26 protein-coding genes are annotated in these 25,182 nt (G+C 56.1%); 15 read left to right on the plus strand and 11 right to left on the minus strand.

Translation table 11 applies throughout. The features are described 5' to 3' along the window. Positions 1 to 375 precede the first annotated feature (375 nt). The 3 genes from ACPXSQ_RS03940 (at position 376) to ACPXSQ_RS03950 (ending at position 2,696) form a co-directional block, all read left to right on the plus strand. On the plus strand, positions 376 to 639 hold the full coding sequence (locus ACPXSQ_RS03940; RefSeq protein ID WP_019105685.1) for a hypothetical protein: 264 nt from the start codon (positions 376 to 378) through the stop codon (positions 637 to 639). 122 nt (positions 640 to 761) lie between these two features. After that, complete coding sequence (locus ACPXSQ_RS03945) at positions 762 to 1,964, plus strand: FAD-dependent oxidoreductase (protein WP_116197378.1); 1,203 nt, start codon at positions 762 to 764, stop codon at positions 1,962 to 1,964. A 168-nt stretch (positions 1,965 to 2,132) separates the two neighbouring features. Further along, positions 2,133 to 2,696, plus strand: a complete 564-nt coding sequence (locus tag ACPXSQ_RS03950) for a TetR/AcrR family transcriptional regulator (protein ID WP_426142848.1) — start codon at positions 2,133 to 2,135, stop codon at positions 2,694 to 2,696. Positions 2,697 to 2,700: 4 nt separating this feature from the next. Here ACPXSQ_RS03950 and ACPXSQ_RS03955 read toward each other — a convergent pair whose 3' ends face one another. The 4 genes from ACPXSQ_RS03955 to ACPXSQ_RS03970 form a co-directional block, all read right to left on the minus strand. Continuing rightward, positions 2,701 to 3,279 (minus strand): TetR/AcrR family transcriptional regulator, encoded by a 579-nt coding sequence (locus tag ACPXSQ_RS03955; RefSeq protein WP_145031720.1) that lies wholly within the window; start codon positions 3,277 to 3,279, stop codon positions 2,701 to 2,703. Positions 3,280 to 3,496: 217 nt separating this feature from the next. Further along, on the minus strand, positions 3,497 to 4,936 hold the full coding sequence (locus tag ACPXSQ_RS03960) for an efflux transporter outer membrane subunit (RefSeq protein ID WP_128392179.1): 1,440 nt from the start codon (positions 4,934 to 4,936) through the stop codon (positions 3,497 to 3,499). Next, a complete protein-coding gene (locus ACPXSQ_RS03965) occupies positions 4,936 to 8,097 on the minus strand; it encodes an efflux RND transporter permease subunit (RefSeq protein ID WP_426142852.1) in 3,162 nt (1,053 codons plus the stop codon). The genes ACPXSQ_RS03960 and ACPXSQ_RS03965 overlap by 1 nt, the downstream gene beginning before the upstream one ends. Position 8,098: 1 nt before the next feature. Beyond that, entirely contained in the window at positions 8,099 to 9,247 is a 1,149-nt protein-coding gene (locus ACPXSQ_RS03970) for an efflux RND transporter periplasmic adaptor subunit (protein WP_116197376.1), read from the minus strand. Positions 9,248 to 9,293: 46 nt separating this feature from the next. Between ACPXSQ_RS03970 and ACPXSQ_RS03975 the strand changes: the two genes are divergently transcribed. The 4 genes from ACPXSQ_RS03975 (at position 9,294) to ACPXSQ_RS03990 (ending at position 13,205) form a co-directional block, all read left to right on the plus strand. Continuing rightward, positions 9,294 to 9,746, plus strand: a complete 453-nt coding sequence (locus ACPXSQ_RS03975) for a hypothetical protein (protein WP_426142854.1) — start codon at positions 9,294 to 9,296, stop codon at positions 9,744 to 9,746. A 184-nt stretch (positions 9,747 to 9,930) separates the two neighbouring features. Further along, a complete protein-coding gene (locus ACPXSQ_RS03980; RefSeq protein ID WP_014593464.1) occupies positions 9,931 to 11,205 on the plus strand; it encodes a nucleoside permease in 1,275 nt (424 codons plus the stop codon). A 10-nt stretch (positions 11,206 to 11,215) separates the two neighbouring features. Next, positions 11,216 to 12,232: an ADP-ribosylglycohydrolase family protein gene (locus ACPXSQ_RS03985; RefSeq protein ID WP_022623587.1), complete on the plus strand. Its 1,017-nt coding sequence runs from the start codon at positions 11,216 to 11,218 to the stop codon at positions 12,230 to 12,232. Beyond that, positions 12,225 to 13,205: a PfkB family carbohydrate kinase gene (locus tag ACPXSQ_RS03990; protein ID WP_014593466.1), complete on the plus strand. Its 981-nt coding sequence runs from the start codon at positions 12,225 to 12,227 to the stop codon at positions 13,203 to 13,205. The genes ACPXSQ_RS03985 and ACPXSQ_RS03990 overlap by 8 nt, the downstream gene beginning before the upstream one ends. On the opposite strand, the gene ACPXSQ_RS03995 is transcribed toward ACPXSQ_RS03990, so the two are convergent. Further along, entirely contained in the window at positions 13,192 to 13,935 is a 744-nt protein-coding gene (locus ACPXSQ_RS03995) for a GntR family transcriptional regulator (protein WP_014593467.1), read from the minus strand. The two genes, ACPXSQ_RS03990 and ACPXSQ_RS03995, sit on opposite strands and share 14 nt — an antisense overlap. A gap of 98 nt (positions 13,936 to 14,033) precedes the next feature. On the opposite strand from ACPXSQ_RS03995, the gene ACPXSQ_RS04000 reads away from it, so the two are divergent. Beyond that, positions 14,034 to 15,320, plus strand: coding sequence for an MFS transporter (locus ACPXSQ_RS04000; protein WP_105083373.1), 1,287 nt, complete (start codon positions 14,034 to 14,036; stop codon positions 15,318 to 15,320). A gap of 35 nt (positions 15,321 to 15,355) precedes the next feature. On the opposite strand, the gene ACPXSQ_RS04005 is transcribed toward ACPXSQ_RS04000, so the two are convergent. The 3 genes from ACPXSQ_RS04005 to ACPXSQ_RS04015 form a co-directional block, all read right to left on the minus strand. After that, positions 15,356 to 15,604 (minus strand): DUF883 family protein, encoded by a 249-nt coding sequence (locus ACPXSQ_RS04005; protein WP_013025421.1) that lies wholly within the window; start codon positions 15,602 to 15,604, stop codon positions 15,356 to 15,358. Positions 15,605 to 15,831: 227 nt separating this feature from the next. Further along, positions 15,832 to 16,398 carry a hypothetical protein gene (locus ACPXSQ_RS04010; RefSeq protein ID WP_014593469.1) on the minus strand — a complete coding sequence of 189 codons (567 nt, stop codon included), beginning with the start codon at positions 16,396 to 16,398 and terminating at the stop codon, positions 15,832 to 15,834. 65 nt (positions 16,399 to 16,463) lie between these two features. Next, entirely contained in the window at positions 16,464 to 16,793 is a 330-nt protein-coding gene (locus tag ACPXSQ_RS04015; protein WP_015700529.1) for a hypothetical protein, read from the minus strand. 208 nt (positions 16,794 to 17,001) lie between these two features. On the opposite strand from ACPXSQ_RS04015, the gene ACPXSQ_RS04020 reads away from it, so the two are divergent. From ACPXSQ_RS04020 to ACPXSQ_RS04030, 3 genes are all read left to right on the plus strand, one after another. Continuing rightward, complete coding sequence (locus tag ACPXSQ_RS04020) at positions 17,002 to 17,181, plus strand: hypothetical protein (protein ID WP_033765874.1); 180 nt, start codon at positions 17,002 to 17,004, stop codon at positions 17,179 to 17,181. Positions 17,182 to 17,369: 188 nt separating this feature from the next. After that, positions 17,370 to 17,753 (plus strand): hypothetical protein, encoded by a 384-nt coding sequence (locus ACPXSQ_RS04025; protein WP_014606096.1) that lies wholly within the window; start codon positions 17,370 to 17,372, stop codon positions 17,751 to 17,753. A gap of 22 nt (positions 17,754 to 17,775) precedes the next feature. Beyond that, positions 17,776 to 18,189, plus strand: coding sequence for a GNAT family N-acetyltransferase (locus ACPXSQ_RS04030; protein WP_022623584.1), 414 nt, complete (start codon positions 17,776 to 17,778; stop codon positions 18,187 to 18,189). On the opposite strand, the gene ACPXSQ_RS04035 is transcribed toward ACPXSQ_RS04030, so the two are convergent. After that, positions 18,190 to 18,849, minus strand: coding sequence for an MBL fold metallo-hydrolase (locus ACPXSQ_RS04035; protein ID WP_064373535.1), 660 nt, complete (start codon positions 18,847 to 18,849; stop codon positions 18,190 to 18,192). 22 nt (positions 18,850 to 18,871) lie between these two features. Further along, on the minus strand, positions 18,872 to 19,795 hold the full coding sequence (gene ldcA, locus ACPXSQ_RS04040) for a muramoyltetrapeptide carboxypeptidase (protein ID WP_105079963.1): 924 nt from the start codon (positions 19,793 to 19,795) through the stop codon (positions 18,872 to 18,874). A gap of 155 nt (positions 19,796 to 19,950) precedes the next feature. Between ldcA and emtA the strand changes: the two genes are divergently transcribed. Beyond that, positions 19,951 to 20,583 (plus strand): membrane-bound lytic murein transglycosylase EmtA, encoded by a 633-nt coding sequence (gene emtA, locus ACPXSQ_RS04045; protein ID WP_013025429.1) that lies wholly within the window; start codon positions 19,951 to 19,953, stop codon positions 20,581 to 20,583. A 50-nt stretch (positions 20,584 to 20,633) separates the two neighbouring features. Here the strand turns inward: emtA and ACPXSQ_RS04050 are convergent, their stop codons facing one another. Then, positions 20,634 to 21,581 carry a sugar-binding transcriptional regulator gene (locus ACPXSQ_RS04050; protein WP_014606091.1) on the minus strand — a complete coding sequence of 316 codons (948 nt, stop codon included), beginning with the start codon at positions 21,579 to 21,581 and terminating at the stop codon, positions 20,634 to 20,636. A 300-nt stretch (positions 21,582 to 21,881) separates the two neighbouring features. Between ACPXSQ_RS04050 and ACPXSQ_RS04055 the strand changes: the two genes are divergently transcribed. Genes ACPXSQ_RS04055 through ACPXSQ_RS04065 form a run of 3 tightly spaced genes read left to right on the plus strand, consistent with a single transcriptional unit; the run spans position 21,882 to position 25,139 of the window. Continuing rightward, positions 21,882 to 22,712 (plus strand): transketolase, encoded by an 831-nt coding sequence (locus tag ACPXSQ_RS04055; RefSeq protein WP_426142862.1) that lies wholly within the window; start codon positions 21,882 to 21,884, stop codon positions 22,710 to 22,712. Then, positions 22,705 to 23,649 (plus strand): transketolase family protein, encoded by a 945-nt coding sequence (locus ACPXSQ_RS04060; RefSeq protein ID WP_210448149.1) that lies wholly within the window; start codon positions 22,705 to 22,707, stop codon positions 23,647 to 23,649. Before ACPXSQ_RS04055 ends, ACPXSQ_RS04060 begins: the two co-directional genes overlap by 8 nt. A gap of 2 nt (positions 23,650 to 23,651) precedes the next feature. Then, the gene (locus ACPXSQ_RS04065) at positions 23,652 to 25,139 is read left to right on the plus strand and encodes an FGGY family carbohydrate kinase (protein ID WP_426142864.1); all 1,488 of its coding nucleotides are present in this window, start codon (positions 23,652 to 23,654) and stop codon (positions 25,137 to 25,139) included. Positions 25,140 to 25,182: the final 43 nt, after the last annotated feature.

Raw genomic sequence — 25,182 nt, forward strand, 5'->3', positions numbered from 1 at the left:
CAGTTAAATGATAGTTGTTTAAGTGTTTTGACAATTTTATTTGTTTGTCTTCCAGCGACGTTTTCACAGGGAATCATCACGGTGATGTTAAATAGTATAAATATAGCGGCCTGGCTTTTTTATGTCGGCGATTACGCACTCAGAGAAAGGGTGGCTGAACAGGATTTAACGCCCGCCAGGCGCCTGAATATGTGCAGACAAGCGGGCAAAAGAGGTGTCTCATGCTTAAAAAAAGACCGATGCCTATTTGCGCAGGAAAGGTTTAGTGACGCTGAGGTTTACTAAGGTCAGCAACGTTTTTGATAATTTTTAACTATCACAGTCAACACCCAAAATGTCTGGCTAATGCAGCTTTGCATAGCAATACTCGTCACTATGACCACATATCGCATTAAAGTGGGTTATCACAACCCCTCCGCACTTACGTTCATGCAGCTGGACGAGCAGCTTGCTGACCATGCTTTCTACAGCGCGCGCGCCGATGCTGACAGCGGCGGCTTTCGCTATTTTCAGGAGTACGAGTATCAGTCAGATTCTGCCGATTATTGCTCCGTATGCTCCATGGCCTATCATCACGCCTGCCAGGTCAGAAAATGTCCGCTGGTGCTGGTAGAGATAAAAGAAGAGAACGCCAGATGACCACGCTGTTGCACTGGTGCACCTGGTCTGGCCGGGACAACAACGCTTATCCCTGTCGTTCCTCGGTACTTAAATCATCCGCAGTGGCATACACTTACCACGCATATTATGAGGGGTAAGCTATGCCATCCACTGAACACGTTATCTCTGACTGCTGTATCGTCGGCGGCGGCCCGGCCGGTTTGATGCTGGGCTATCTACTGGCCCGCGCCGGTTTACAGGTTGTCGTGCTGGAAAAACATGCCGATTTTCTCCGCGATTTTCGTGGTGACACGATCCATCCTTCTACGCTGGAGGTCATGCATCAGCTGGGCCTGCTGGACGATCTGCTGAAACTTCCTCATCAGCGTGCGGAAAAGCTGCAGGCGGAAATGGGGGGCGAGGAGGTCACGATGGCCGATTTCTCGCGCCTGCCGCTGCAGTGCCGTTTTATCGCCTTCATGCCACAGTGGGATTTCCTGAATTTTCTGGCGGAACAGAGCGCGCAGTTTCCCGGCTTCACCCTGCTAAAATCCACCTCGTTAAGCCAGTTGATCATCGAAGAGGGTGAGGTTCGGGGTGTTCTGGCCTTACAGTCGGGTCAGCCCGTTGAGATACGTTCCCGCCTGGTGGTGGGGGCAGACGGGCGCAACTCTGCCGTTCGCGCACAGGCCGGGCTGGTGAGCCAGCATTTTGGCTCACCACGCGACGTTTTGTGGTTTCGCCTGAACAAACAGCCAGAGGATCCGCAGTCAGGGATGGGCCACACTGGCCCGCGAAATAACGTTATCGTGATCGACAGGGGCGATTACTGGCAGTGTGGGCTGACGATTGAAAAAGGGCAGTTTGAGGCGATCCAGGCCCGTGGGCTTGACGCGATGAAACACAACATTGCCACCGTCTCCCCTTTTAGCGTCGAACGGCTGGCGGAAATTGACAGCTGGGAGAGTTTCAAACTGCTGTCAATCCGTATCGACAGGTTGAATCAGTGGGCAAAACCGGGCGTGCTCTGCATCGGTGATGCGGCTCATGCGATGTCACCCATTGGCGGAGTGGGGGTTAATCTTGCCATCCAGGATGCGGTGGCCACGGCGAATCTGCTTACCCGGCCTTTGTTAAAGAGGAAGGTCACGTTCAGGGATCTGAAAAAAGTACAGCAGCGCCGTCAGTTTCCCACCGTTGCGACGCAGTTCCTGCAAATAAAAATGAGCAGTAAAAAGAAACCGGGTGGGGAAGGCAAAAGCAAAATGCCCGGCATCATCCGTAAATATCCCTTTTTACGCTTTATTTTTGGCCGACTCATCGGCATGGGATTTCGTATGGAAAAGCCACGCGCAGTTCGTTGAGCAACGCCCGTTCGCCTGATGGAAGACAACCGTCAGGCAAACGGACGCAGGAAAGGGGGTTGTTTCATCACGCCGAATACGACAGGACGTGAAATGCCTTACCCACTTGCCATAGCTATTGGTAATGACAGACAGTAAAGTCATTTCTTTTATCTTGTGAGTATCCTGATGAATCGCAGCGAAGAAATTCTTGATGCAGCCGAATACTGCATGCGACAAAAAGGGTTTTATCAAACCTCCATTCAGAGTATCGCCGGTCAGGCAAATGTCAGCATCGGGCTGATTTATAAATATTATAAAAATAAGGAAGCGATCGTTGAAGCACTGGTCACGAAAGTGGTGCAGCGTATGATCGTGTTACTGAAAGCCGACTTCGAGAAAATGGCGAACGCGGGGAGAGTGACGCATCTGCCGGGGGATTTGGCGTCACCAGAAGTCGAACAAAGCATTGTGTTGCTCATCGAGATATCATCCGAATCCACGCGTAATGCGCGTATTCGTCAGATTCTTCACGATGCCTTGCAGGTTTTAAAAGAGAATTTTATCACTGAGCAACAGGCGCTCAATCCGGCACTGGAGGCGAACATCATCCATGCACGATTGCATGTGGTTTCCCTGGCAATAGACGGCATGATCATTCGCCGTTTTATGAAACGCCGCGAGACAGAAGACAGCTTTATGCCGTTCTTTGAGGCGGTTAGCCATGACATCCACCAACCGGATGCTGAGTAACGCATCAAAACAGGTGACGGTCGAGTACAGCATTGATCCGGCTCAGTTCCTGCTGATCCACATTTTTATCTCCATATGCACGACAGGCGACGCCATCCACCAGCATCAGCAAAAACTGGATACGGTTGCTGCGCTGGAGTGGACTTTCTGTCGGCATTTTCTGCCTGAATAGCCTGTCCAGATCTGCGACCAATAAGGCTTCCTCGCGGGCCAGCATTGAGCGCACTGATTCATGACGTGAGGCTTCGGAATACATTTCCAGTAATAAACACCGGTCCTCAGGAGACCAGTTCTGCCAAAAGGGCGAGTCGGTATCAATAATATTGGCGGTGTGCGTTTCGTGCGCCAAACTATGCAGCAAAAACGTCCGCCAGTTTTCTGCGATACTTTTTATGGTTTCACTGACAATCACTTCTTTACTGTTAAAGTAGCGATAAAGCTGACCTGCACCTAAACCGGATTCACGACTGATATCGGCCATACTTGCACCGTGAAAACCGGAACGGCTGAAGCAGTTCTTCGCGGCTGAAATGATCAGTTGCTGCCGCTGCTTAAAGAACGTTTCATTATCAGGCTTGCTCAAAAAACTCTCCTGAATACAGGCCGATATGCGGCCCTTTTTATTGACTTATTCTGGCATGGTACGCGAGGCACCGGGGCGAGGGAATCGCCGTCACACATTCTGACACAGAATGGCCTGATGTCCGTGTATCGGGATTTGCCCTGTTCCACTATTGAGGCCAGCGCGCGATGTTATTGCGCGCAGTTTGTCGGGTGCGCATCCCTGCGCATTTGGGCGTTCAACGCACATCTACCGTTTGTTCAGACGCTTGTCGCGCCGAGCCGCCTCCCATCACCTTGTAGAATGTATTTAGGTTTTGGTAGTACGCCTGTTCCACGCTGACCAGACGGGTTCTGGCGGAGTAGAGCGTTCGCTGGGCGGTTAACGCATTCAGCCAGGTATCCACGCCGCTTTGATAACGCAGATCGGCCAGATGCGCGTAAATCTGTGAGGCTGCCACATTGTTACGCTGGCTGGTCAATTGATCGTTGATGGTGCCGCGCCGCGCCAGGGCATCCGCGACTTCGCGGAAAGCGGTCTGCACCGACTTTTCGTACGCCGCCACGTAGTACTCCTTCTGCGCTTTGGTGTAATTCAGGTAGGCCACGTTGTAGCCGCCCTTGAAGACAGGCAGCGAGATACTGGGGGAAAACGACCAAATTCCCACGCCGTTTTTGAACAGCGAGGCGAGATCGGCACTGCCAACGCCACCGCTGGCGGTCAGTGAAATGCTGGGGAAGAAATTGGCCCGCGCTGCCCCGATGTTGGCATTCGCCGCCTTCAGGTTGTGCTCAGCCTGCAAGACATCAGGACGATTATTGAGGACATCCGACGATATCCCTGCGGGCACATCGCGCAACGCATGGCCAATCGATTCAAGATTTTGTGGCAGCAACGCATCGGGTACAGGTTTTCCAACAACCAGATCCAGCGCATTCTTATCCTGCGCCACGCTGGTAGTATAGCTGGCCACATCCGCCTGCGCAGACTGATAGGTGGTTTCCGCAGACGCCACATCAACCATCGAATCCACACCGTTTTGCATGCGCTTGCGCGTCACGTCCAGTGACTGCCGCGCACTCTCAGCTGTCTCTTTCGCAATGGCCAGATTGCTGCGATCCGCCGCCAACTGAAGCCAGTAATCAATGGTGTTATACAGCACCGTCAGGCGCGTACTCCGCGCGCCCTCCAGCGTACCAAGGTAGGTTTCATACTGCTGGCGCGACAGGCTTTGATTCTTACCAAATAAATCCAGTTCAAATGCGCTGACACTGCCTTCGGCAGAGTAAGAATTGCCCAGCGCCGTTTGATTGCCTTCGCCCGTCAGGGCACGTGAGCGCGTCCCGCTGACGCCGGCGCTCAATGACGGGAAGAGATCGGCACGTTGCTCAGCGTATTGCGCATGCGCGGATTTTACACTCGCCACCGCTTCACGTAAGTCGCGGCTACTGTCCAACGCCATGCCGACAACCTGATTGAGTTGGCTGTTCAGCACATAATCCTGCCAACGGATAGCGCGATAATTGACGGCAGTCCCTTGCAGGTTAGGGTAGGCTTCCCCGGTCGGGTTTGTCGCCTTCACGGCATCCACAGGACGATCATAATGCGGATCCAGCGACACGCAGCCCGCAAGGAAGCAGGGTAAAAACACGGTGAAAAGTTTTGCAGTCATGGTCATTATTCCTTCACCTTCGCTGCTGAGTCGGTTGACCGGACCGTGTCATGCGGCTGTGCCGGAAAGACCCGGCGGACCAGCACAAAAAACAGCGGTACAAAGAAAATAGCCAGCAGGGTGGCGGTTAAGGTGCCGCCAATAATACCGGTACCGATGGCGATACGGCTGTTGGCCCCCGCGCCCGTGGAGATCGCCAGCGGCAGTACGCCTGCGGTAAAGGCCAGTGAGGTCATGATGATGGGACGCAAGCGCATCGTCGCCGCATGAACCGCCGCGTTTATCAGGCTCTCGCCCTTGCGGTAGTGCTCTTCAGCGAACTCCACAATCAGAATGGCATTCTTCGAGGAAAGTCCGATGATCGTGAGCAGCGCAACCTGAAAGTAAACGTCATTTTCCAGGCCACGCAGCGTAATCGCCAGTAGTGAGCCGATGACGCCCAATGGCACCACCAACATCACCGAAAGCGGCACTGCCCAGCTCTCATAAAGGGCGGCCAGGCACAGGAACACCACAATCAGTGAAATGCCATACAGCGACAGCGCCTGATTACCGGAAAGTTTTTCCTGATAAGAGAGCCCACTCCAGGCGAAGGTGGTGCCCGCAGGCAAGGTCGCCGCAAGTTTTTCCATTGCGGTGATGGCATCCCCGGAGCTTTTCCCTTCGGCGGCCGATCCCTGAATTTCATAGGATGCCAGGCCGTTGTAACGTGAAAGCACATCCGGACCATAGGACCATTTCGACGAGGCAAAGGACGAGAAGGGCACCATAGTGGTGTTATTGCTGCTGTCTGTTCCGCGGACATACCATTGATCAATATCCTCTGGCTTGCTGCGGAACGATTGATCGCCCTGCATATAGACTTTCTTCACGCGGCCGCGGTCGGAGAAGTCATTGACATAACTGCCGCCAATGGCTGCGCTGAGCGTATTATTGATGTCGCTGATGGTCAGGCCCAGTGACTGTGCTTTCGCATCATCGATACTGACATCCAGCTGCGGCAGGTCCGGCAGCGAGTTGGCACGTACAGCGCTGAGTTCCGTATCCTGATTCGCTTTTGCAATCAGCTGATCGCGCATTTTCAGCAGTTGATCGCGTGCGGTAGCACCACGCGCTTGCAGCTCAAACGTGAAGCCGTTGGATTGACCCAGCCCGGAGACGGCGGGCGGCGACAGCACAAAGATCTGGGCATCACGAATCCGCGACAGCGCCGCCATGGCGCGGCCTGCAATCGCATCAGCACTGTTCTCACTGCCTTTACGGTCACGCCAGTTCTTAAGCGCGATAAAGCCGACACCCGCATTCTGTCCGTTACCGGCAAAACTGAAGCCGTCTACCAGCATGCTAACGTTAACGTTATCTTTCTCCTGGGTGGCAAAATACTGCTGGACCTGACGACGGACTTCACGGGTGCGATTTTCCGTCGCGCCCGGTGCCAACTGATACTGCACCATGATGTAACCCTGATCTTCGGTCGGCAGAAAGCCGGTTGGCAGGCGCATATAGAGTACGGCACAGCCGATCAACAGCACGCCGTACAGCAGCAGATAGCGCACGGAACGGTGCATGACCTTCCCTACGCCACGTTGATAGCGTGCCTGCACGTTTTCATAGCGCTGGTTAAACCAGCCAAAGAAACCGTTGCGACCGCTGTCGTGATTGTGCGGTTTAAGCAAGGTGGCACAGAGGGCGGGCGTCAGCGTCAGCGCCACAATCACCGACAGCACCATGGAAGAGACGATGGTGATAGAGAACTGACGGTAAATCACGCCTGTTGAACCGCTAAAGAAGGTCATCGGCAGGAACACGGCAGAGAGCACCAGCGCGATGCCAACCAACGCACCAGTAATCTCCCTCATCGATTTCTCGGTTGCTTCTCGCGGGGGTAATCCCTCTTCGCGCATCACGCGTTCGACGTTTTCAACCACGACGATGGCATCATCGACGAGCAAGCCAATGGCGAGCACCATGCCGAACATGGTAAGCGTGTTAATCGAATAACCAAAGAAAGACAGCACACCAAAGGTGCCCAGGAGAACGACCGGAACTGCAATCGTGGGAATCAGCGTGGTGCGGATGTTTTGCAGGAACACAAACATCACAATCACCACTAAAATGACCGCTTCGACCAGCGTTTTCACCACTTCTTCAATCGAGATTTTAACGAAGTCAGTGCTGTCGAGCGGATAGGCTATTTCATAGCCCGCCGGCATGCTGCTCCGGAATTCGTCAATGGTGGATTTCACCTTTTCGGCGGTGGAGAGTGCATTAGCGCCAGATGCCAGTTGGATAGCCATACCGGATGCCGGATGGCCGTTCGCCATGACATTGGCACTGTAGTCTTCATCGCCCATTTCTACGCGTGCGACATCGCTCAGACGGACCACAGAACCATCGGCCTGGCTTTTCAGCACAATGTTGCGGAACTGCTCAGGGGTTTGCAGGCGTGAACGCGAACGTACCGTCGCCACCAGTTGTTGTGTGTTGCTGGACGGTTGCGCGCCCAACTGCCCGGAAGACACCTGGGTATTTTGACTCTCAAGAGCGGTGGTGACATCAGAAGGCATCAGCGAATACGACGCCAGCTTGCTGGGATCGAGCCAGATACGCATCGCGTACTCGGCGCCAAAAACCTGTACGTTACCGACGCCTGTCACGCGCGCCAGCGTGTCTTCCATGTTGCTGACCATATAGTCGGCGACATCGGAAGCGCTGCTTTTATTGCTCTTATCGTACACCGCCAAAATCAGCAGAAAGTCGCTCTGGGCTTTCTGCACGGTCACGCCCTGTGAGGTCACGGCGCTCGGCAAGCGGCTCTCGGCCTGCTGCACCTTATTCTGCACCTGGACCTGAGCAATATCGGGATCGGTGCCCTGTTTAAACGTGACATTGATTTTCACCTGACCGGTGGATGCGGTACTGGTCGAACTGAAATAGAGCAGTCCATCCAGTCCGGTGAGCTGTTGCTCAATAACCTGGGTCACGCTGCTTTCCAGCGTTTCCGCCGATGCGCCCGTATAGGTGGCCTGAACACTGATTTGTGGCGGTGCCACATCGGGATACTGCGCCACGGGCAGGCTGCGAATACTCAGGATACCGAACAGCATGATGCAAAGGGCGATCACCCAGGCAAAGACCGGCCGACGGATAAAGAACTGCGCCAACATATCAGTGACCCTCGCTGGTCGGAGCGTTATCGCCCGAAGAGACGTCTACCGCTTTCACCTGCATGCCCGCCTGAACTTTTGCGGTGCCTTCAACAATCAGCTTGTCACCCTGGTTTAGGCCGGAAGTAATCAGCCAGTTATTGCCCATTACGCGGTCGGTCACTACGTCGCGACTTTCGACTTTGTTCTCTTTATCGACCACCAGCGCGGTAGCATTGCCTTTCGCATCACGGGTGATGCCTTGCTGAGGCGCCAAAATGGCATCGCTTTTCACGCCGTTGGTGACGCTGGCGCGCACGTACATGCCCGGCAACAGTTCATGTTGGGGATTGGGGAAAATCGCACGCAGCGTCACAGTGCCCGTCGCCTCATCCACCGAGACCTCGGTCAGTTCCAGCTTGCCGGGATGATCGTAGGTCGTACCATCTTCCAGTTTCACCGTCACGGGCACGTCATCTTTGTTCTGCTGCAGTGAAGCCTGTTGGCGTCTCAGTTTGAGCAATTGCACGCTGGATTGCGTGAGATCGACATAGATGGGATCCAGTGCGCGAATCGTCGCCAGCGCGGTGGTCTGGCTGGCGGTCACCAGCGCGCCAGGCGTAACCGATGAAATCCCAATGCGACCGCTAATCGGCGCTTTGATTTGGGTGTAATTCAGGTTGATGCGCGCACTTTCGACGGCAGCACGGTACTGATCCACGGAAGCAACGTTCTGTTGATACGTTGCCTGCGCATCATCCGCATCCTGACGTGAAACGCCGTTATCTTTCACCAGTGCGGCATAGCGTTCGGCTTTCAGTTTGCTGCTCTTCACCAGAGCCTGCGCATTCTTAAGTTGTGCGACGGCCTGATCGTAGCTGGCCTGATAGCTGGCCGGATCGATCTGATACAGCACCTGTCCGGCTTTCACCTCATCGCCTTCGGTGAACAGACGTTTCTGAATGATCCCATCCACCTGCGGCCTGACATCAGACGTCATACTGCCGGTGACGCGCCCGGCAAGCTGGCTGTCCAGTGTCACCGATGCGCTTTGCAACGTTTTTATCCCGACTTCGGTGGTCATGTTGGCATCGGCGGGAGGACTGTTTTGATCGCAGCCCGCGATCATCACGACCAGCCCGACGATCATAGTGCGCTGAAAAGTTTTCATGAATTACCCTGTAATGAACGTTCATTCTCAGCGCGCAGTGTAATAAATGCACAAGAATCTGTATGTCAGCAAAGCGAAAAGAAGGATGTCCAGAAATGAGCAGCGCGGCTGCATTGATCAGAGACGCGTCTGGAGAATGAGCCTGAAGGCGAGCGAATTCCGCCGCCTTACAGCCTGGTGGCGTGTTGCTGCGCGGGCCCCATTTCATACCACGCTACATGAAATGCTTGAGATGCGTTATTTGTGGCAGCAGCCTGTCCGGAGGGAAAATACTCAACGGGTGAGTTTTCTCGGCCAGGAACTGCATACGTTGTTAGAGGATGCCGTGCGGGCCGCATTGTGGTTGCCTGCGGCCCGAAGCCCGAAGCCCGAAGCCCGAAGCCCGAACCCCAAAGCCCAAAGCTCAAAGCCCAAAGCCCAAAGCTCAAAGCCTGAGGCCGGTGGCGTGTTTTTAAGCACGAACCGCCTGCAAAGACGCGCTGCCTTTCCAGAGCATTAAGTGCTCAACGTCTCGCATCCGGCGGTCGGATGAGACCAGACAGAAGACGCCACCGTTTCCCGTGGCGCGCATAAAACCGTTCTCACCGAGAATGGGAGGTAGCTCAAAATTCCACCCAAAGGTATTATAAAGGTTATGTTTGTGGTGTTAGATTGGCCTTACCAACACCGGGGAACACACCATAATGAAAACGAAAACGGCCAGCCTGTCATTGATGATGTTTGTGGAATGGTTTATCTGGGGCGCGTGGTTTGTCCCGCTCTGGGCCTTCCTTAGCAAAAATGGTTTCACGCCCGTCGAGATTGCGTGGTGCTATGCCTGTACCTCCATCGCCGCCATTCTGTCGCCCATTCTGGTGGGATCGCTGGCAGACCGCTTTTTTCAGGCCCAGAAAGTGCTGGGTGTGCTGATGATCGTGGGCGCCGGGCTGATGTACTTCGCGGCGCAGCAAACGCACTTCAGCGGTTTCTTTCCCCTGTTGCTGCTGTATGCGCTGACCTATATGCCCACGATTGCCCTCACCAACAGCATTGCGTTTTCGCATGTAGCAGACGTGGAGCGTGATTATCCGCGCATCCGCGTGCTGGGCACGCTCGGCTGGATCGCATCCGGTATCGTCTGCGGTTTTCTGCCGTCGTTACTGGGCTTTGGCGACATCTCCGCCAGCAATGTGCCGCTGCTGATTACCGCCGCCAGCTCGCTGCTGCTGGGTATATTCGCCTTTATGCTGCCCGCCACGGAGCCTAAAAGTACCGGCGCCTTTAGTGTGCGAACCGCGCTGGGCCTGGATGCCCTGCATCTGTTAAAAGATCGCAGCTTCCTGGTCTTTTTTGTCTGTTCCTTCCTGTTCAGTATGCCGCTGGCGTTCTATTACATCTTTGCCGAGGGCTTCCTGACCGAAGTGGGCCTGGCGCACGCCACGGGCTGGATGACGTTAGGGCAGATGTCCGAAATTCTGTTTTTACTGGCGCTGCCGTTCTTTATCAAACGTTTTGGTATCGGCAAGGTCTTGCTGCTCGGCCTGGTGACGGCCGCGCTGCGTTATCTGTTTTTTGTTTTTGGCAGCGATCAGAACCTGCTCACCTATGGCCTGTTATTTATGGGCATTCTGCTGCACGGCGTCAGCTATGACTTTTACTTTATTACTGCCTACATCTACGTCGATAAAAAATCCCCTGTGAGCATGCGCAATGCGGCGCAGGGATTAATTACCCTGGCCTGTCAGGGAATCGGCAGCCTGTTAGGTTATCGCCTGGGGGGCTATCTGATGCAGGAGATGTTTGCCTATGGTCAACCGCGCAACGGCCTGACGTTCAACTGGGCGGGAATGTGGCTGTTTGGCAGCGTGATGATCATATTGATTACCGTGGCGTTTATTCTGCTGTTCCGCGATACGAAAAAACGCAGCGATGAGCTTAACGTGGTTGAGCCTGCCGCCGCGACGGAAAGCCAAAAATAAGGAAGAGAAGATGATTACCGTACAACAAAGGATCACCGGCGCATTTTATGGTCAGGCGCTTGGCGATGCCATGGGCATGCCGTCAGAACTCTGGCCGCGAAGCCGCGTGAAAGCACATTTTGGCTGGATTGATCGTTTTCTGCCCGGCCCGGCAGAGAATAACGCCGCCTGCTATTTCGGCCGCGCCGAGTTCACCGACGATACATCGATGGCGCTGGCGCTGGCCGATGCCATCATCCGTCATGACGGAGAGATCGTCGCTGAAACCATTGGTCTTAACATCCTGCGCTGGGCAGAAGGGTTCGACGCGTTTAATAAAAATGTTCTGGGGCCCACATCAAAAATCGCGCTGCGCGCACTACAGGCCGGCCAGCCGATCAGCGCGCTGGAAAACAACGGCCTGACTAATGGGGCGGCGATGCGTATTGCCCCGCTGGGCTGCCTGTTACCCGCGCGAGATTTGCACGGTTTTATTGATGCGGTTGCGTTGGCTTCCAGCCCCACCCACAAGGCCGACGTCGCGATTGCCGGGGCAACCGTGATTGCCTGGGCCGTTTCCCGGGCGATAGAGGGCGCAGGCTGGAGACAGATTCGTGACGCGCTGCCTGCCGTCGCGCGTGCGGCGCAGGAGCGGCAGATAACCACCTTTAGTGCGGCCATGTCTGCGCGCCTTGAGCTGGCGTTTTCGGTCGTTGAACAGGGGCGCGGTGTTGAATCCACTATGGAGAACATCTATGCCCTGGTGGGAACAGGCACCAGCACCATCGAGTCCGTGCCCGCCGCCATCGCGATGGTTGAACTGGCAGGAACCGATCCCAACCGCTGCGCCATTCTTTGCGCCAATCTGGGCGGCGACACGGACACCATTGGTGCGATGGCGGTTGCCATTTGTGGTGCGCTTAACGGTATTGATGCCATTGACCCTGCGCTCCGACAGCAGCTGGATAGCGTAAATAAACTGGACTTTGAAAGCTACGGCCGGGCGTTTACCGCTTTTCGCCTCAAGCGGGAGGCGGCGCATGGTTGATTCCCAGAGCGTGGCAACATTAGGCAACCGGGCCCCGATCGTCGTACTGGGCGCCGCCGTCGTGGATGTCATCGCCCGCGCCGAGCAGCTTCCCCAGCGCGGCGGCGACAGCGCGCTGCAGCAGCAAAGTATCAGCGTGGGAGGCTGTGCGTTGAACGTGGCGCTGGCGCTGCACCGCTTAGGTATGGATGCCGTTTCTGCATTACCGCTCGGCCAGGGCGTCTGGGCTGAGCTACTCCGGCAAAAGCTTGCGGCCTGTGGCCTGACCAGCGTCACGGAAACCCACAAGGGCGACAATGGCTGGTGCCTGGCGCTGGTTGAACCCGACGGAGAACGCACGTTCCTGTCGGTGGCCGGGGTGGAGAACCAGTGGGATGAGGCGATGCTGGCCTCTGTTCCGCTTCACGCAGAAGGCTGGCTGTATCTGTCGGGTTATCAGCTCATCGGCAAGAATGCGGAAACACTGCTGTCCTGGCTGGAAGGGCTGGCAAACAGGCCGCGGCTGGCAATCGATTTTGGGCCGCGTCTGCCTGCGATCGCGCCGGATCACTGGCAGCGCGTGATGGCGCTGCAGCCGTTGATTACGCTTAATCGCCAGGAAGCCGAACACGTCTGGCACCAGCGTTTGCAGCAGGACGGGTCTTTTAACGCGCAGGCGCTGATTACCCAGTGGGCAAAACATTTTGCCAGCCCGCTGGTGGTCAGGCTGGATAGCGAAGGCGCAGGCTTCAGCCATCACGGACAGTACGGCTGGATCGCAGCATTCAAGACGGCGGTGGTCGATACGATTGGGGCCGGTGACAGCCACACGGGCGGATTACTGGCTGCGCTCGCATCTGGCTGGCCACTTGATAACGCAGTGGCGCTGGGAAATGCCGTCGCATCATTCGTGGTTGCGCAGCGTGGAGGCGATACCGCCCCCGACCGTGCAGCGCTGATTCGCCACTGGCAGCAGTGCCTTACTCGGCAATAAACACGTACAAATCACTGCGACAGTAGCTGATGCTGTATTCCAGAGGACGATCGCGCGCATCCAGCGCCAACTGCTTAATCACCAGTACGGGAATCCGCTCGGGCAGGGCAATGAGGCGCTGTAATTCCGCATCCGGCATTTGCGCACTGACGCGACTTTGCGTTTTCACCGGCTGGATCTGGTGGCGGCGAAAATAGTCGTACAGCGAAATACCGATGTCGCTGGCATCGTTGATCAAATCGCACGGCACCCAGGACGTTTCCACGGACACGGCCTGTTGATCGACATAACGCAGGCGCTTCAGCAAATAGACCTCACTGTCCGGGGGCAGCTGCAGCTTCTGCGCAATGTCATCTTCGCAACGGATACGATGTTTTTGCAGCCATTCCGTATCGGGCTTTTTACCCCGTAATACGACCTGCTGTGAAAATCCCTGCGGCTCTTTCAGTGAGTATTCCAGTGCGCGACAAATCTGCGTGCCATAGCCACGCGAGCGATGAACAATCCCTTCCTGAGAGAGCGCATCCATCGCTTTACGCACCGTGATGCGGGAAATCCCCAGAGAGTGTGAAAATTCGCGCTCGCTGGGCAACACCTCTTCGTGACGCAGCACGCCGTCGCGCACGGCGTCTTTAATGACCTGCACGAAACGTTTATAGAGCGGGGTTTTGCTCTCGGCGCTGAGCACGCTGCTCAGATGACTGAAAAGGGCATTATGCTGTGATGTCATTATTCTCGTCTGGGATACATAACCTTATCTGCTGGAATTCTATACTATCTCTCTTATCGCCGTACTGCTTTTGCAGGCTGCAAGTTGAGGATAGTCAAATGGAAACCTATTCACCCCAGGTAAAGCAACATAAACGTGCGCTGGTTGCGGGTTCGGTTGGCAACTTTATTGAGTGGTATGAGTTCGCCATCTATGGTTTTCTCGCCACGCTGATTGCGCAGAACTTTTTCAAGTTACAGGACGAGTCGGCCTTGAGTGGGCTGATTCTCACCTGGGCCTCCTTTGCCGTTGCATTTTTCTTTCGGCCACTGGGTGCGCTGGTGTTTGGCCGTATCGGCGATCGCATCGGCCGCAAACCGACGCTGATTATGGTGCTGGTGTTCATGACGCTGGCGACCACGGCCATTGGCCTGGTGCCGACCTATGCCTCAGTGGGCATCGCAGCACCGTTAATCCTGACCGGGCTGCGTATCCTGCAGGGGCTGTTTGCCGGAGGAGAATACGGCGGTGCGGTCTCCCTGATGACGGAATTTGCGCCGCGAGGCAAGCGCGGCCTGTATGGCGCGTGGCAGTCGCTCACGGTGGCGCTGGGCCTGCTGGCTGGCGTCGGGCTGGTGGCGCTGTTGTCGTTTACGCTCAGCCCACAAGCCATGCTGGCCTGGGGCTGGCGCATTCCGTTTATCCTGGCATTACCGCTGGGCATGGTGGCGCTCTGGCTGCGGCTGGCAATGGACGAAACGCCCGGCTTTGTCCGTCAGCAACAGCAGCAGAAGGGGGGCAAAGCCGCACCGCTCCAGACGTTGAAAACCATTCTGCTGGCCGTGGCGCGCGTGATGCTGTGGTCAGCGGCGGGTTACACTTGTCTGGTCATTATGCCAGCCTACCTTCAGTCCGCCCTGCACACCGGACTGCACCAGGCGCTGGCGATCGCCGTGATTTCCAATCTGGGGTTTGCCTTGACCATTATTCCGGCGGGGATACTCAGTGACAGGATAGGGCGACGCCGGGTGATGGTGGTGGCCAGCGTACTGTTGCTGTTACTGGCGATGCCGCTGCTGAAGGTGCTGCAGGCGGAAACGGTGGCGTTACCCAGCAAAGCGCTGGTGGTGTTTATTGCAGGCGGCGTGGTGGGCTTACTGGCAGGGCCGGGGCCGGCGATGCTGGCCGAAATGTTTCCCACACGGGTTCGCTACACCGGACTGGGATTGGCTTATTCGCTATCGAATGCCGTTTTCTCGGGCTGTGCGGGGTTGATTATTACAGGGCTGGTCAAGCAGACGGGCAATCTGGATATTCCGGCGTGGTACATGATGGCAACGGCGTTGGTAACAATACCGGCACTGATGACGTTAAACAAAGACGATCATCTGCGCGATCTGGTATGAGGGTAAAACGGGAGCCAACGCTCCCGTTTTGAGACTTATTTGCGGCCCAGCAGGAAGCCAAGTACCACGCCAACGCCAGCGGCTACGGCCAGACCCGCGAACGGGTTAGACTGCACCTGATCCTTGATGCAATCAGCGGCATCACGTGCGGCGTAGGATGCCTGATTGGTGTAGCGGCGTGCTGCACCACGGGCACGGTGACGCGGGGAGTCGGTAACTTCACCCCATTGTTGCTCTGCGGCACCGGCGACTTCTTTCACTGCATCTTCAATTTTTCCTGACATGCTTCATCTCCTTGGTTATCACAGTCACCTAAAGCGTAGCAAAGCTTAGCCGTCGTGCTGCCCCAGGGCGCATTAATCTTCTGTTCAGGAGGCAAAGGTCAGGGGAAAATATCTGCCACCGCGTCATATCGCTGGCCTGAGAGGCGCGCAGGCAGGGGCGTGAAGCGGGGAAACGCGGCAACTCGCCAGTGGCTAATGTGTGCAGGGAAAAATCATTACCAGCTGTTTCACAAAACGGCATTGCCCGGAGCGGCGGCGTACTGAGGGTACCAGCTCACCAGAAAGTGGCGAATATGGTCGAAGCACCATTCCGCATCCTCCGACTGAGGGCAGTAGTACTGAATTGTGATTTTTTCATAGCGGCGCTGACGTTGCTGCAGCGGCGACCAGCCCCAGTCGAGTACAGCACGGGCATAGTTGACCAGCGCATCCGCTGCCAGCCCATGCTGTTGCGCCTGCTCTTTGAGATAGGTGTAAAACGCGGTTTCCAGCTGCAGCGTCTCAGCATGTGAATGGCCAGGCAACTCGGGACGAAAGGCGATATCAATAAACCCGCACACCGCGTTTTCCTGCTGTTGCCAGTCGCAGGCCAGCGTCATGAACAGCCCGTCCTGAAGATTCACCTCTTCCACCAGACGCTGCAGGTTTGCTGAGTGGCGCAGCACCGCAACCTCTTCAAGGCGCTCTGTTTCCAGCGTTAAGTCGATGCCGCAGGGATTGACCGTACCGTCTTCATTGCGGGTCGCCGGGAAGGGAAAATCGATATAGCCGTTGTTATCCAGACGCTTTTCCATGTGAAGGATGACCTGTCTCTTGACGTTTCCTGACACTATACCATTCTGCGCCCGGATTCACCCCTCTACGGGCAGGTCCAGGTGATCAGGGTATCCTGATAGGGATTGATGAGCCGGAACTGCTTGTCCGACAGGCGTTGCGCATAATAACCCTCACGCGTGACGGCGGAAGGAATGTACTGGAAGCGATCCTGCGACTGCAGCGGACCGCTCTGCACGCTTGCGCCGTCCCGACTGACGCTAAATGAGGTGACCAGATCGAAAATCGTCCCCTGGGTCTGGCCCAGCGACTGACCGTAAAGGGTGCTGACCTCGCCCGGGCATTCCACGCCTTTCGGCGACGATGAGCAGCCCGCAAGCAGTGCCATAAAAATGAAAACTACCGATCGCAACATATCCTGTCCCTGCCCAAGTCCATGAAAGCGGTGAACGATTCTATCCTGTTGCGCCGCAAATAACATGATCATAGCAGTTCTGCGACACAGGCTGATTTGTGCTTTGCTCAAAGGTTAAGCAACAGAAATGCAAAAGATGACTTTGAGGTGGAATAAACGTTATTCTTGCCATCTTTGCGCATCGCTTAAGCAAATTCAGGGATAAATGATGAAAGAAGAAGAAGCCAGCCTAATGATTATTCGCCACGCCATCGAATCGCTGGATGCAGAAAAAAGGCAGCAGGTCATTGCCTGTGCCGCTGAAATTCGCGATGTGATGAGCAGCTTCGACAGCGAACACGCCGACCTGGCGTTAATGTTGGTCGCAGCAGAAGTGGCTGCAGACTAATTGAGCCGTGGTTTACCCGATGCCATCTCGCCCGTTCGGTTTTCTGGTGGTGCGCAGGGCAGGTGAGCGGCTGTCTCTCCGGCACGCCTGAATTCCTGCGGCAACCTGTCCCGTCCTGCTCTGCCTGGCTTTTATTGTGATAAACTCCCCTGACAATGGGAAATGACGTATTCAGCGGAGGAAATCAGATGAAAGCAGTCCGTCTTGCCCTGTGCCTGTTGGCCTGTTACAGCGCGTCAGCGTGGAGCGAAAGCGAATTCCAGATCCATTGTCCCGGTCGGCCTACCATGACCATTTCACGCGCTGAATATGGCCTGAGTACGCTCTCCTGGCCCAAACAGCACTTCCAGATTGCGGCGGGGCAACTGAACACGCAGATTGAGGGCGGTGACAAAGTGGCCATTACCCGCTTCCGCAACGGCGATCAGTTGATCGTCAACAAAAGCAATCTCGACACCTTCTTTGTCTACCATGACAGCGACGCGCTGGTGCCCTGCAGCCGCAGCGCGAAGCGTGACGTTGACGTCCTGAGCCTTGAGCGCTACGACGACAGACAACGTAACGACTCCTGATTTGCCGCGATAAGGAATGCCAATGCAGATTACCCTCACTGATAAGGTGACCAGTAAAGATCAGGATGAACTCCGGCTAGGCCTGAATGCGCATAACAGCAAATTTTTTGACGTGGACCTGATTAAACCGCTGGGGCTGTTTATCTGTGATTCTCAGGGGAAGAAGCTGGCAGGGTTAACCGGTACGACGACAGGTAACTGGTTACGCATCGATTTGCTTTGGGTCAGCGACAGGCTCCGGGGGCAGGGCACGGGAAGTCAGTTGGTGCTGGCGGCAGAAAAAGAGGCGCGCCAGCGAGGATGCCGTTTTGCCCAGGTCGATACGGCCAGCTTTCAGGCTCGGCCCTTCTACGAAAAGTTGGGCTATCACGTCCGGTTAACGCTTGGCGACTATATTCACCATCACCAGCGCCATTATCTGACCAAAATCCTGTAACTACAGCACCGCCTGCTGGCGCAGATCCAGCGGGTGCAGCTCTGCCTCGTCGATAGCGGCCAGCCAGCCGGACAGGGTCACTTTCTGCCATGAAAGATGGCCGCGCGTGGTGCTCATCAGCACCACGTCAGGGCGCAGAGTCCGGTAGAGCTCCAGCGAAGCGGCCAGTTCGGCAGGATTGCTCTCGGGCACCAGCACGGTTATCCAGCGGTCATGCTGACGCGTGAGCGTATCACCGACAAACAAGTAGGTCAGGCCGTTAGGGGAAGCGTAAAGATAGCTGCAGCTGCCGGGCGTGTGACCGGGCGTCGGCAACAGGTGAAAATCACCAAAATGCGTTTCCTGCTGCGTGAAGGTATCGTCAGGTTCGACAAAGCGGCTGATCTGCCCCAATGAGCGGCTGTGGCAGTAGAGCGCGCTGTTAAAGCGCTGCTGGATACGCGCCGCGCCGGGCGCGGATTCATGCCAGTGGGTCAGGTAATGCCGGATTATGCCGTTATCGTCCGCCAGCACTTCATGATCCAGCGGGTTTTCTACCCGTCCAATCAGTAAATTGCCGCGCGGATGACGCAGCAAAAAACCATGCATCATAATGTCTTCGGTACCTTCGGCCGGAAACTCCGGCGTTGAGATCCACAAATCGTCATACAGCGGCTTCAATGTCGATCTCCTGCAACTTCAGCTATGTGCGCAATACGGGATGTCCGCTCGCCTGTAATACAACCTGACCCTGATTCACCTGCAGCGTGGCCGTTGCACCCAGAGGTAAGGTGACGGTATCCGGAGCGTGACCGAAGTCCAGGTCGCTGATAACCGGCAGGCCGCTGACCTCGCGAATGTGCTGCCAGACCGTAGGGAAATCAAATCCGTTGTCGTACTCCGACAGAGCGGTACTGGTGAAACTGCCGGTGACAATTGCCTGCTGTCTGGCCAGCACGCCGCATTGGTGCAACTGCAGCAGCATACGTTCAATACGGAACGGATGCTCATTAACATCTTCGATAACCAGAATGCCGTTCTCAATCTGCGGCAGCCATGGCGTCCCGATTAGCGAGCAGAGCATCGCCAGGTTGCCGCCCCACAGCGTCCCCTGCCAGTGGCCGTTATCGGGTGTTTCACTTTGCCAGGCCACCTTGACTGTAGGTGATGTCAGCGCATGCCAAAAGTGCTGCAGGGTAAATTCGGATAAAACCTCAGCGCCAAAATTGCCCGCCAGCATTGGTCCACTGAAGCAAATCAAACCGGCATGTTGTAGCAGCGCTAACTGCAACACGGTGAAGTCGCTGTGCCCACAGATGGCCAGCGGCTGGTGCGCTAAACGACGCTTCAGGCCGGCATAATCCAGCGACGGCAGCAGCCGTGTTGCGCCATAACCGCCGCGCACCGCCAGCACAATATCGGGAAGGGTTGCTAAGTCAGCCAGTTCATTAATATCGCCTGAGCGCGCTTCGTCGGTGCCAGCAAAGCGCTGGAAGCGCCGCGCGATGACGGCGTCATTGTCCACGCGATGTCCTTCCGCACGCAGGCGTTCAACCCCGAGCAGGGCCGCAGGTTGATTATGGCAATAACCTGAAGGGGCAATAAGACGGATAGAACGTGACGTCATAGTAAATTCCTGAAATTAGTCAGTGACAGACTTCACGATAATGACGAAAAACCGTAAATAAGTCATCAGACTGCTGTAATTAGGATAAACGGTAATTTTGCAATTCAGCCGGCTCGGTATGATAGCTTCCGCCACTTCTGCGACGAGATAAAAAATTGCTAAAAATTCGCTACTTTGTCATTTCAGCCTTGCTGCTGACGGGCTGTGCCAGTGAACCGCCGCATACTTACGTTAAAGAGAAGAATACGCCGTTAACTCAGGCACCGCCTTCACGCATCAGTGGAACCTGGTCACTCTTTACCGAAACGGCCGCCAACCAGTATGGGGTGGATGAAAAACTGATCAGCGCCATTATCAATGTGGAGTCCGGTGGGAACCCTGGCGTGGTCAGCCGTTCTAATGCGGTGGGATTAATGCAGATCAAAGCCTCAACCGCGGGCCGGGAAGTGTATCGCACCCAGGGGCGCCACGGTCAGCCGAGCAACGCAGAGCTGCGCGATCCGGCCAGAAATATTGATATTGGTACCGCGTACATCAAAATTCTGCAGCAGTCTGCGCTTTCGGGCATCCGCGATCCCCTCACGCTGCGTTACGCCACTATTGTTTCCTATGCAAACGGTGCTGGCGCTTTACTGCGCACCTTCTCCAGCAATCGCGATCGGGCCATTGCCATGATAAATGCCATGACGCCGGACGAGTTCTATCAGCACGTACAAAACAAACATCCTGCAGCCCAGGCGCCACGTTACCTGTGGAAAGTCACCACGGCTTACCGCGCTAACAGCTGATCCTCATGTTTTCTCCTCACCTTCCTTTTTGGCAGGTGAGGAGAGAACAGTTAAGTGGTCAGCAGCCTTGCCGTGGGATAATCCACAATCAGCACATTCACATAGCCACCCCGCAGCGCCCCGCGAATCGCCTGTGCTTTCTCTTTGCCGCCTGCCAGCGCCACCACCTGCGCGCACTGTCGCACCTGTTCCAGTTCCATGCCAATGACCGGATCCTCATCGGCGTTCAGCACGGGTTGACCCTGTTCATCAAAATAGTGCAGGCAAATATCCCCCACCGCGCCGCGCCCGGCCAGGGTGCGTAACATGGTTGCGTCGTAGTAGTTACCCGAATTGCGCAGCAGCGCAGAAGGTTCAAGATCGCCAATGCCGACAATGGCTAAGTCCACCTCATTAAACTTATTCAGCACTTCGGCGACGTCGGGATTGGCGGCCAGCCGCTGGCGATCCGTGACCGAGTGTTCAATGGACTGAGAGGGCAGCAGCCAGGCGGGGCAATTCAACAGCGCGGCAAGATTTTGCGTCAGTATCGTAGCCTGGACGTTTCCGTTGGCCCCCACGCCGCCCAGCAGCTGAATCACACCTTTACAGGCGTTATTGAGAGGATGCAGGGCATCCACCATTGCACGAATGGTGCCGCTCCAGGAGGAGATGCCAATAAGTTCGTCCGCGCGCAGTCGGGTTTCCAGATAGTGCGCCGCCGCCGAGCCAATCGCCTGTTTGATCTCGCCAGCGGACGCCTGTTCTGGCACATCCACCACAATGGCCTGCGGCAGCTGATAGCGTTGCTCAAGCGCTTTTTCCAGTTCCGGAAAGACATTAGCAGGCGGCACCACGCTGATTTTTACCACGCCTTCTTTCACACTGCGGTTCAGAATGCGCGATACGAACGACTGAGACAGCTTGAGTAGCTGTGCAATATCGGACTGCTTTCTGCCTTCGACATAGTAAAGTGTGGCAATTTTTACCATGAGCCGCTGTTCATCCTGCTTCGCCATTGGTTTTTTTCCTCTCGTGTTCTGCCTGCCATTGTTAACCACCCACGTAAAAATCACAATCCACGGCAATTTGTGATCATTTTCGCTTTTTATCACTTCCTGTCTGGACGGCGTCACCCGCAAGGCGCATAGTGGTTTTGAATATAAAATCATTATTGAATATATATTCATAAAGGAAAAGGACTTTGGTCTGGCAGCGCATGTAAGTGTGAGACTTTCACGCATTGCCTGTCAGCACGGGGCAATAACACCCAGCCTGAATATATATTCAGTGTGGACTTAAAATTCAATAGGTGAGCTATGAATCCTTTTATGCTTTCTGTAAATGAGCTTGAAAAACGAGCGCGGTCAGTGCGCCGCCGCATTATTCAGCTTAACGCGGGCAGCCCGGCGGGAGGGCACACCGGCGCGGACCTGTCGCAGGTTGAAATCCTGACTGCGCTCTATTTCCGCATCCTCAACTGTGCGCCCGACCGGACGGCAGATGACGAGCGTGATATCTATATCCAGTCAAAAGGTCATGCCGTGGGAGGATATTACTGTGTGCTGGCGGAAGCCGGGTATTTCCCGCTGGAGTGGCTGGCGACCTATCAGCATGCTCACTCCGCTTTACCGGGGCATCCGGTGCGGCAAAAGACGCCGGGCGTAGAACTGAACACGGGCGCGCTGGGGCACGGATTGCCCGTGGCGGTTGGCATTGCGCTGGCGGCGAAGAAGAGCAACAGTCGGCGGCGTATTTTTGTCGTGACCGGCGACGGCGAGCTGGCAGAAGGCAGTAACTGGGAAGCGGCGCTGGTGGCAGCCCATTACGGGCTGGATAACCTGATTGTGATTAACGACAAAAACAAACTCCAACTGGCGGGATCGACGCGTGACATTATGAACACCGATCCGCTGGCGGAGAAATGGCGTGCCTTTGGTCTGGCGGTGAGTGAATGCCAGGGCAATGACATGGCATCGGCGGTCAGCGCACTCGAACAGCCGCCGGTAAGCGGCAAACCGCGGGTGATTATCGCCCACACGGAAAAAGGGTTTGGTATCTCCTTTATCCAGGGCAAAGCGGAATGGCACCACCGGGTGCCCAAGGGTGAAGAAATCGACCGGGCACTGGAGGAGTTAAAAGATGAGTAAGGCACAACATCTGGCAGAGGTCATGGTAGAAGCATTGATGGCGGCGGTTGATCGCGGTATCGATGTGGTTCCGGTGGTGGCTGACTCCACCTCAACCGCTAAAATCGCGCCGTTTATTAAGGCGTTTCCCGGCCGGTTAATTAACGTGGGCATCGCCGAGCAGGCGCTGGTGGGCACGGCTGCCGGGCTGGCGCTGGGCGGAAAAGTGGCCGTAACCTGTAACGCCGCACCCTTTCTGATCTCCCGTGCTAACGAGCAGGTGAAAATCGACGTCTGTTATAACAATACTAACGTTAAGCTGTTTGGGCTGAATGCAGGAGCCAGCTACGGCCCGCTCGCCAGCACGCACCACAGCATTGACGACATCGCCATCCTGCGTGGATTTGGCAATATTGAAATCTACGCGCCTTCCTGCCCCCTTGAGTGCCGCCAAATCATCGACTATGCCCTTGATCATGTGGGGCCGGTTTATATTCGGCTGGATGGCAAAGCGTTGCCGCAGTTGCATGACGACGAATACAGCTTTACACCTGGGGCGATCGATCTGCTGCGCGAAGGCCATGACATTGCGCTTGTTGCCATGGGCTCAACGGTACATGAGGCCGTTACCGCCTCAGAGCAGCTGGAAACGCAGGGGGTTTCCGCTGCGGTAATCGCCGTGCCTTCTCTTCGTCCCTGTAACACTCAGCAATTGCATAATCTGCTGAGTCACTACCGTAGCGTCATCACGGTTGAAGAGCACAACATCAATGGTGGCGTAGGCAGCCTGGTGGCGGAGGTCCTGGCCGAGAACGGCTTGCCGGTTAAGCTGTTGCGTCTGGGCATTGCGGATGGCGAGTACGCCATCGCCGGCGATCGCGCCTCCACCCGGGCCTGTCATGGCATTGACGCCAGCAGCGTGGCGGCCCAGGCGCTGCGCCTTTGCACAGGAGGCTGACGATGCACGAGTCCGTGATTCTGGCTATTGATGAAGGCACCACCAACGCCAAAGCGGTCGCCGTAAATCGTCAGGGAAAAGTGGTGGCGCGGGCCAGTCAGGGCCTGACGCTGCAGCATCCGCAACCCGGTCTGGCCGAGCAGGCCCCCATGGCCATCTGGCTGGCCGTCAGGCAGGCGATAGCCGACTGTCTTGCCCAGTGCGCCGACGCAGCGGTCGCGGCGGTTGCGATCAGCAATCAGCGTGAATCGGTTCTGATATGGCAGCGCCGCGACGGCATGCCGCTCACCCCGCTGGTGAGCTGGCAGGACCGCCGTTCGGAATCGTTTTGCCGCGATCTTCATCTGTCTGGACAGGCCGGGAAGATTACGGCGCTAACCGGGCTGGCGGTCGATCCTATGTTTCCTGCCGCCAAGCTGACTGGCATGCTGGCGTCACTGCCTGACGGCTTTGCCAGAGCGGCGGCGGGGGAGTTATGTATTGGCACAGTGGACAGCTGGCTGACCTGGCAACTGTCGGCGGGAGAGTGCTTCGTTACCGACCATGCCAATGCGGCACGCACGCAGCTTTACAGTCTGCACACCAACGACTGGGATGATGAACTGCTGTCCCTGTTCAGCCTGCCGCGCGCTGCGTTGCCGCAGATTAACGCCTCAGCGGGTTGTGCGGGCGTGGTTGCCTTAACTGATATTGCCGGTCTGGCACCTGGCACCCCGATCCTGGCACGCATTGGCGATTCCCATGCGGCGCTTTATGCCCAGCGCCGTGACGAGGCGGAAGTGGTCAAGGCAACCTATGGCACAGGCTCCTCGCTGATGATGTCGATGGCAACGCCGATCCTGACCGACAATGGCCTCAGCACCACCGTGGCGTGGCACGACGGTCAACCGCGCTTTGCGTTTGAAGGTAATATTACCCACACCGGTTCAGGTGCGGCCTGGCTGGGAAAAATGCTCGGCGTCACCGATCCCCGGCAGCTGACGGCAATGGCCGAAAGCTGTGATGACAATCAGGGCTGCTATTTTGTCCCGGCCCTGTCCGGACTGGGTGCGCCCTGGTGGGATTTAAAAGCCCGCGGCATGCTGTGCGGCCTGACCGATGCGGCCACCCCGGCGGTGCTGGCGCGGGTCGCGCTGGAGTCGATTACCTGGCAAATTGCTGACGTCTTTTTCGCCATGGAACAGGCAAGCGGCGACACATTACCTGCGCTGTGCGTTGACGGCAGTGCGACACAAAATCGCTGGCTGATGCAGTTTCAGGCTGACGTCCTGCAGCGCCCGCTGCATTGCGCGCCTACCGCTGAAGCCTCCGCGCTGGGGGCGGCACTGCTGGCAGGTAAACAGCTGGGATGGTGGCAACAGGGGAGTGATATGCAGGCTCTTCAGGGCGGCAACGTCGTGATGCCGCGCAGGCAGCTGGCGCAGAAAATGCAGGACAGCTATCAGGGCTGGTTGAACGCCGTTGCCCGCTGTCGCTATCAGCCCGCATAAGGGCTGCAAGAGGATCGGGCAGCGTGCCGCGATCCTCCGTTCG

Source organism: Pantoea sp. EEL5 (assembly GCF_049892805.1).
GTDB lineage: Bacteria > Pseudomonadota > Gammaproteobacteria > Enterobacterales > Enterobacteriaceae > Pantoea > Pantoea ananatis.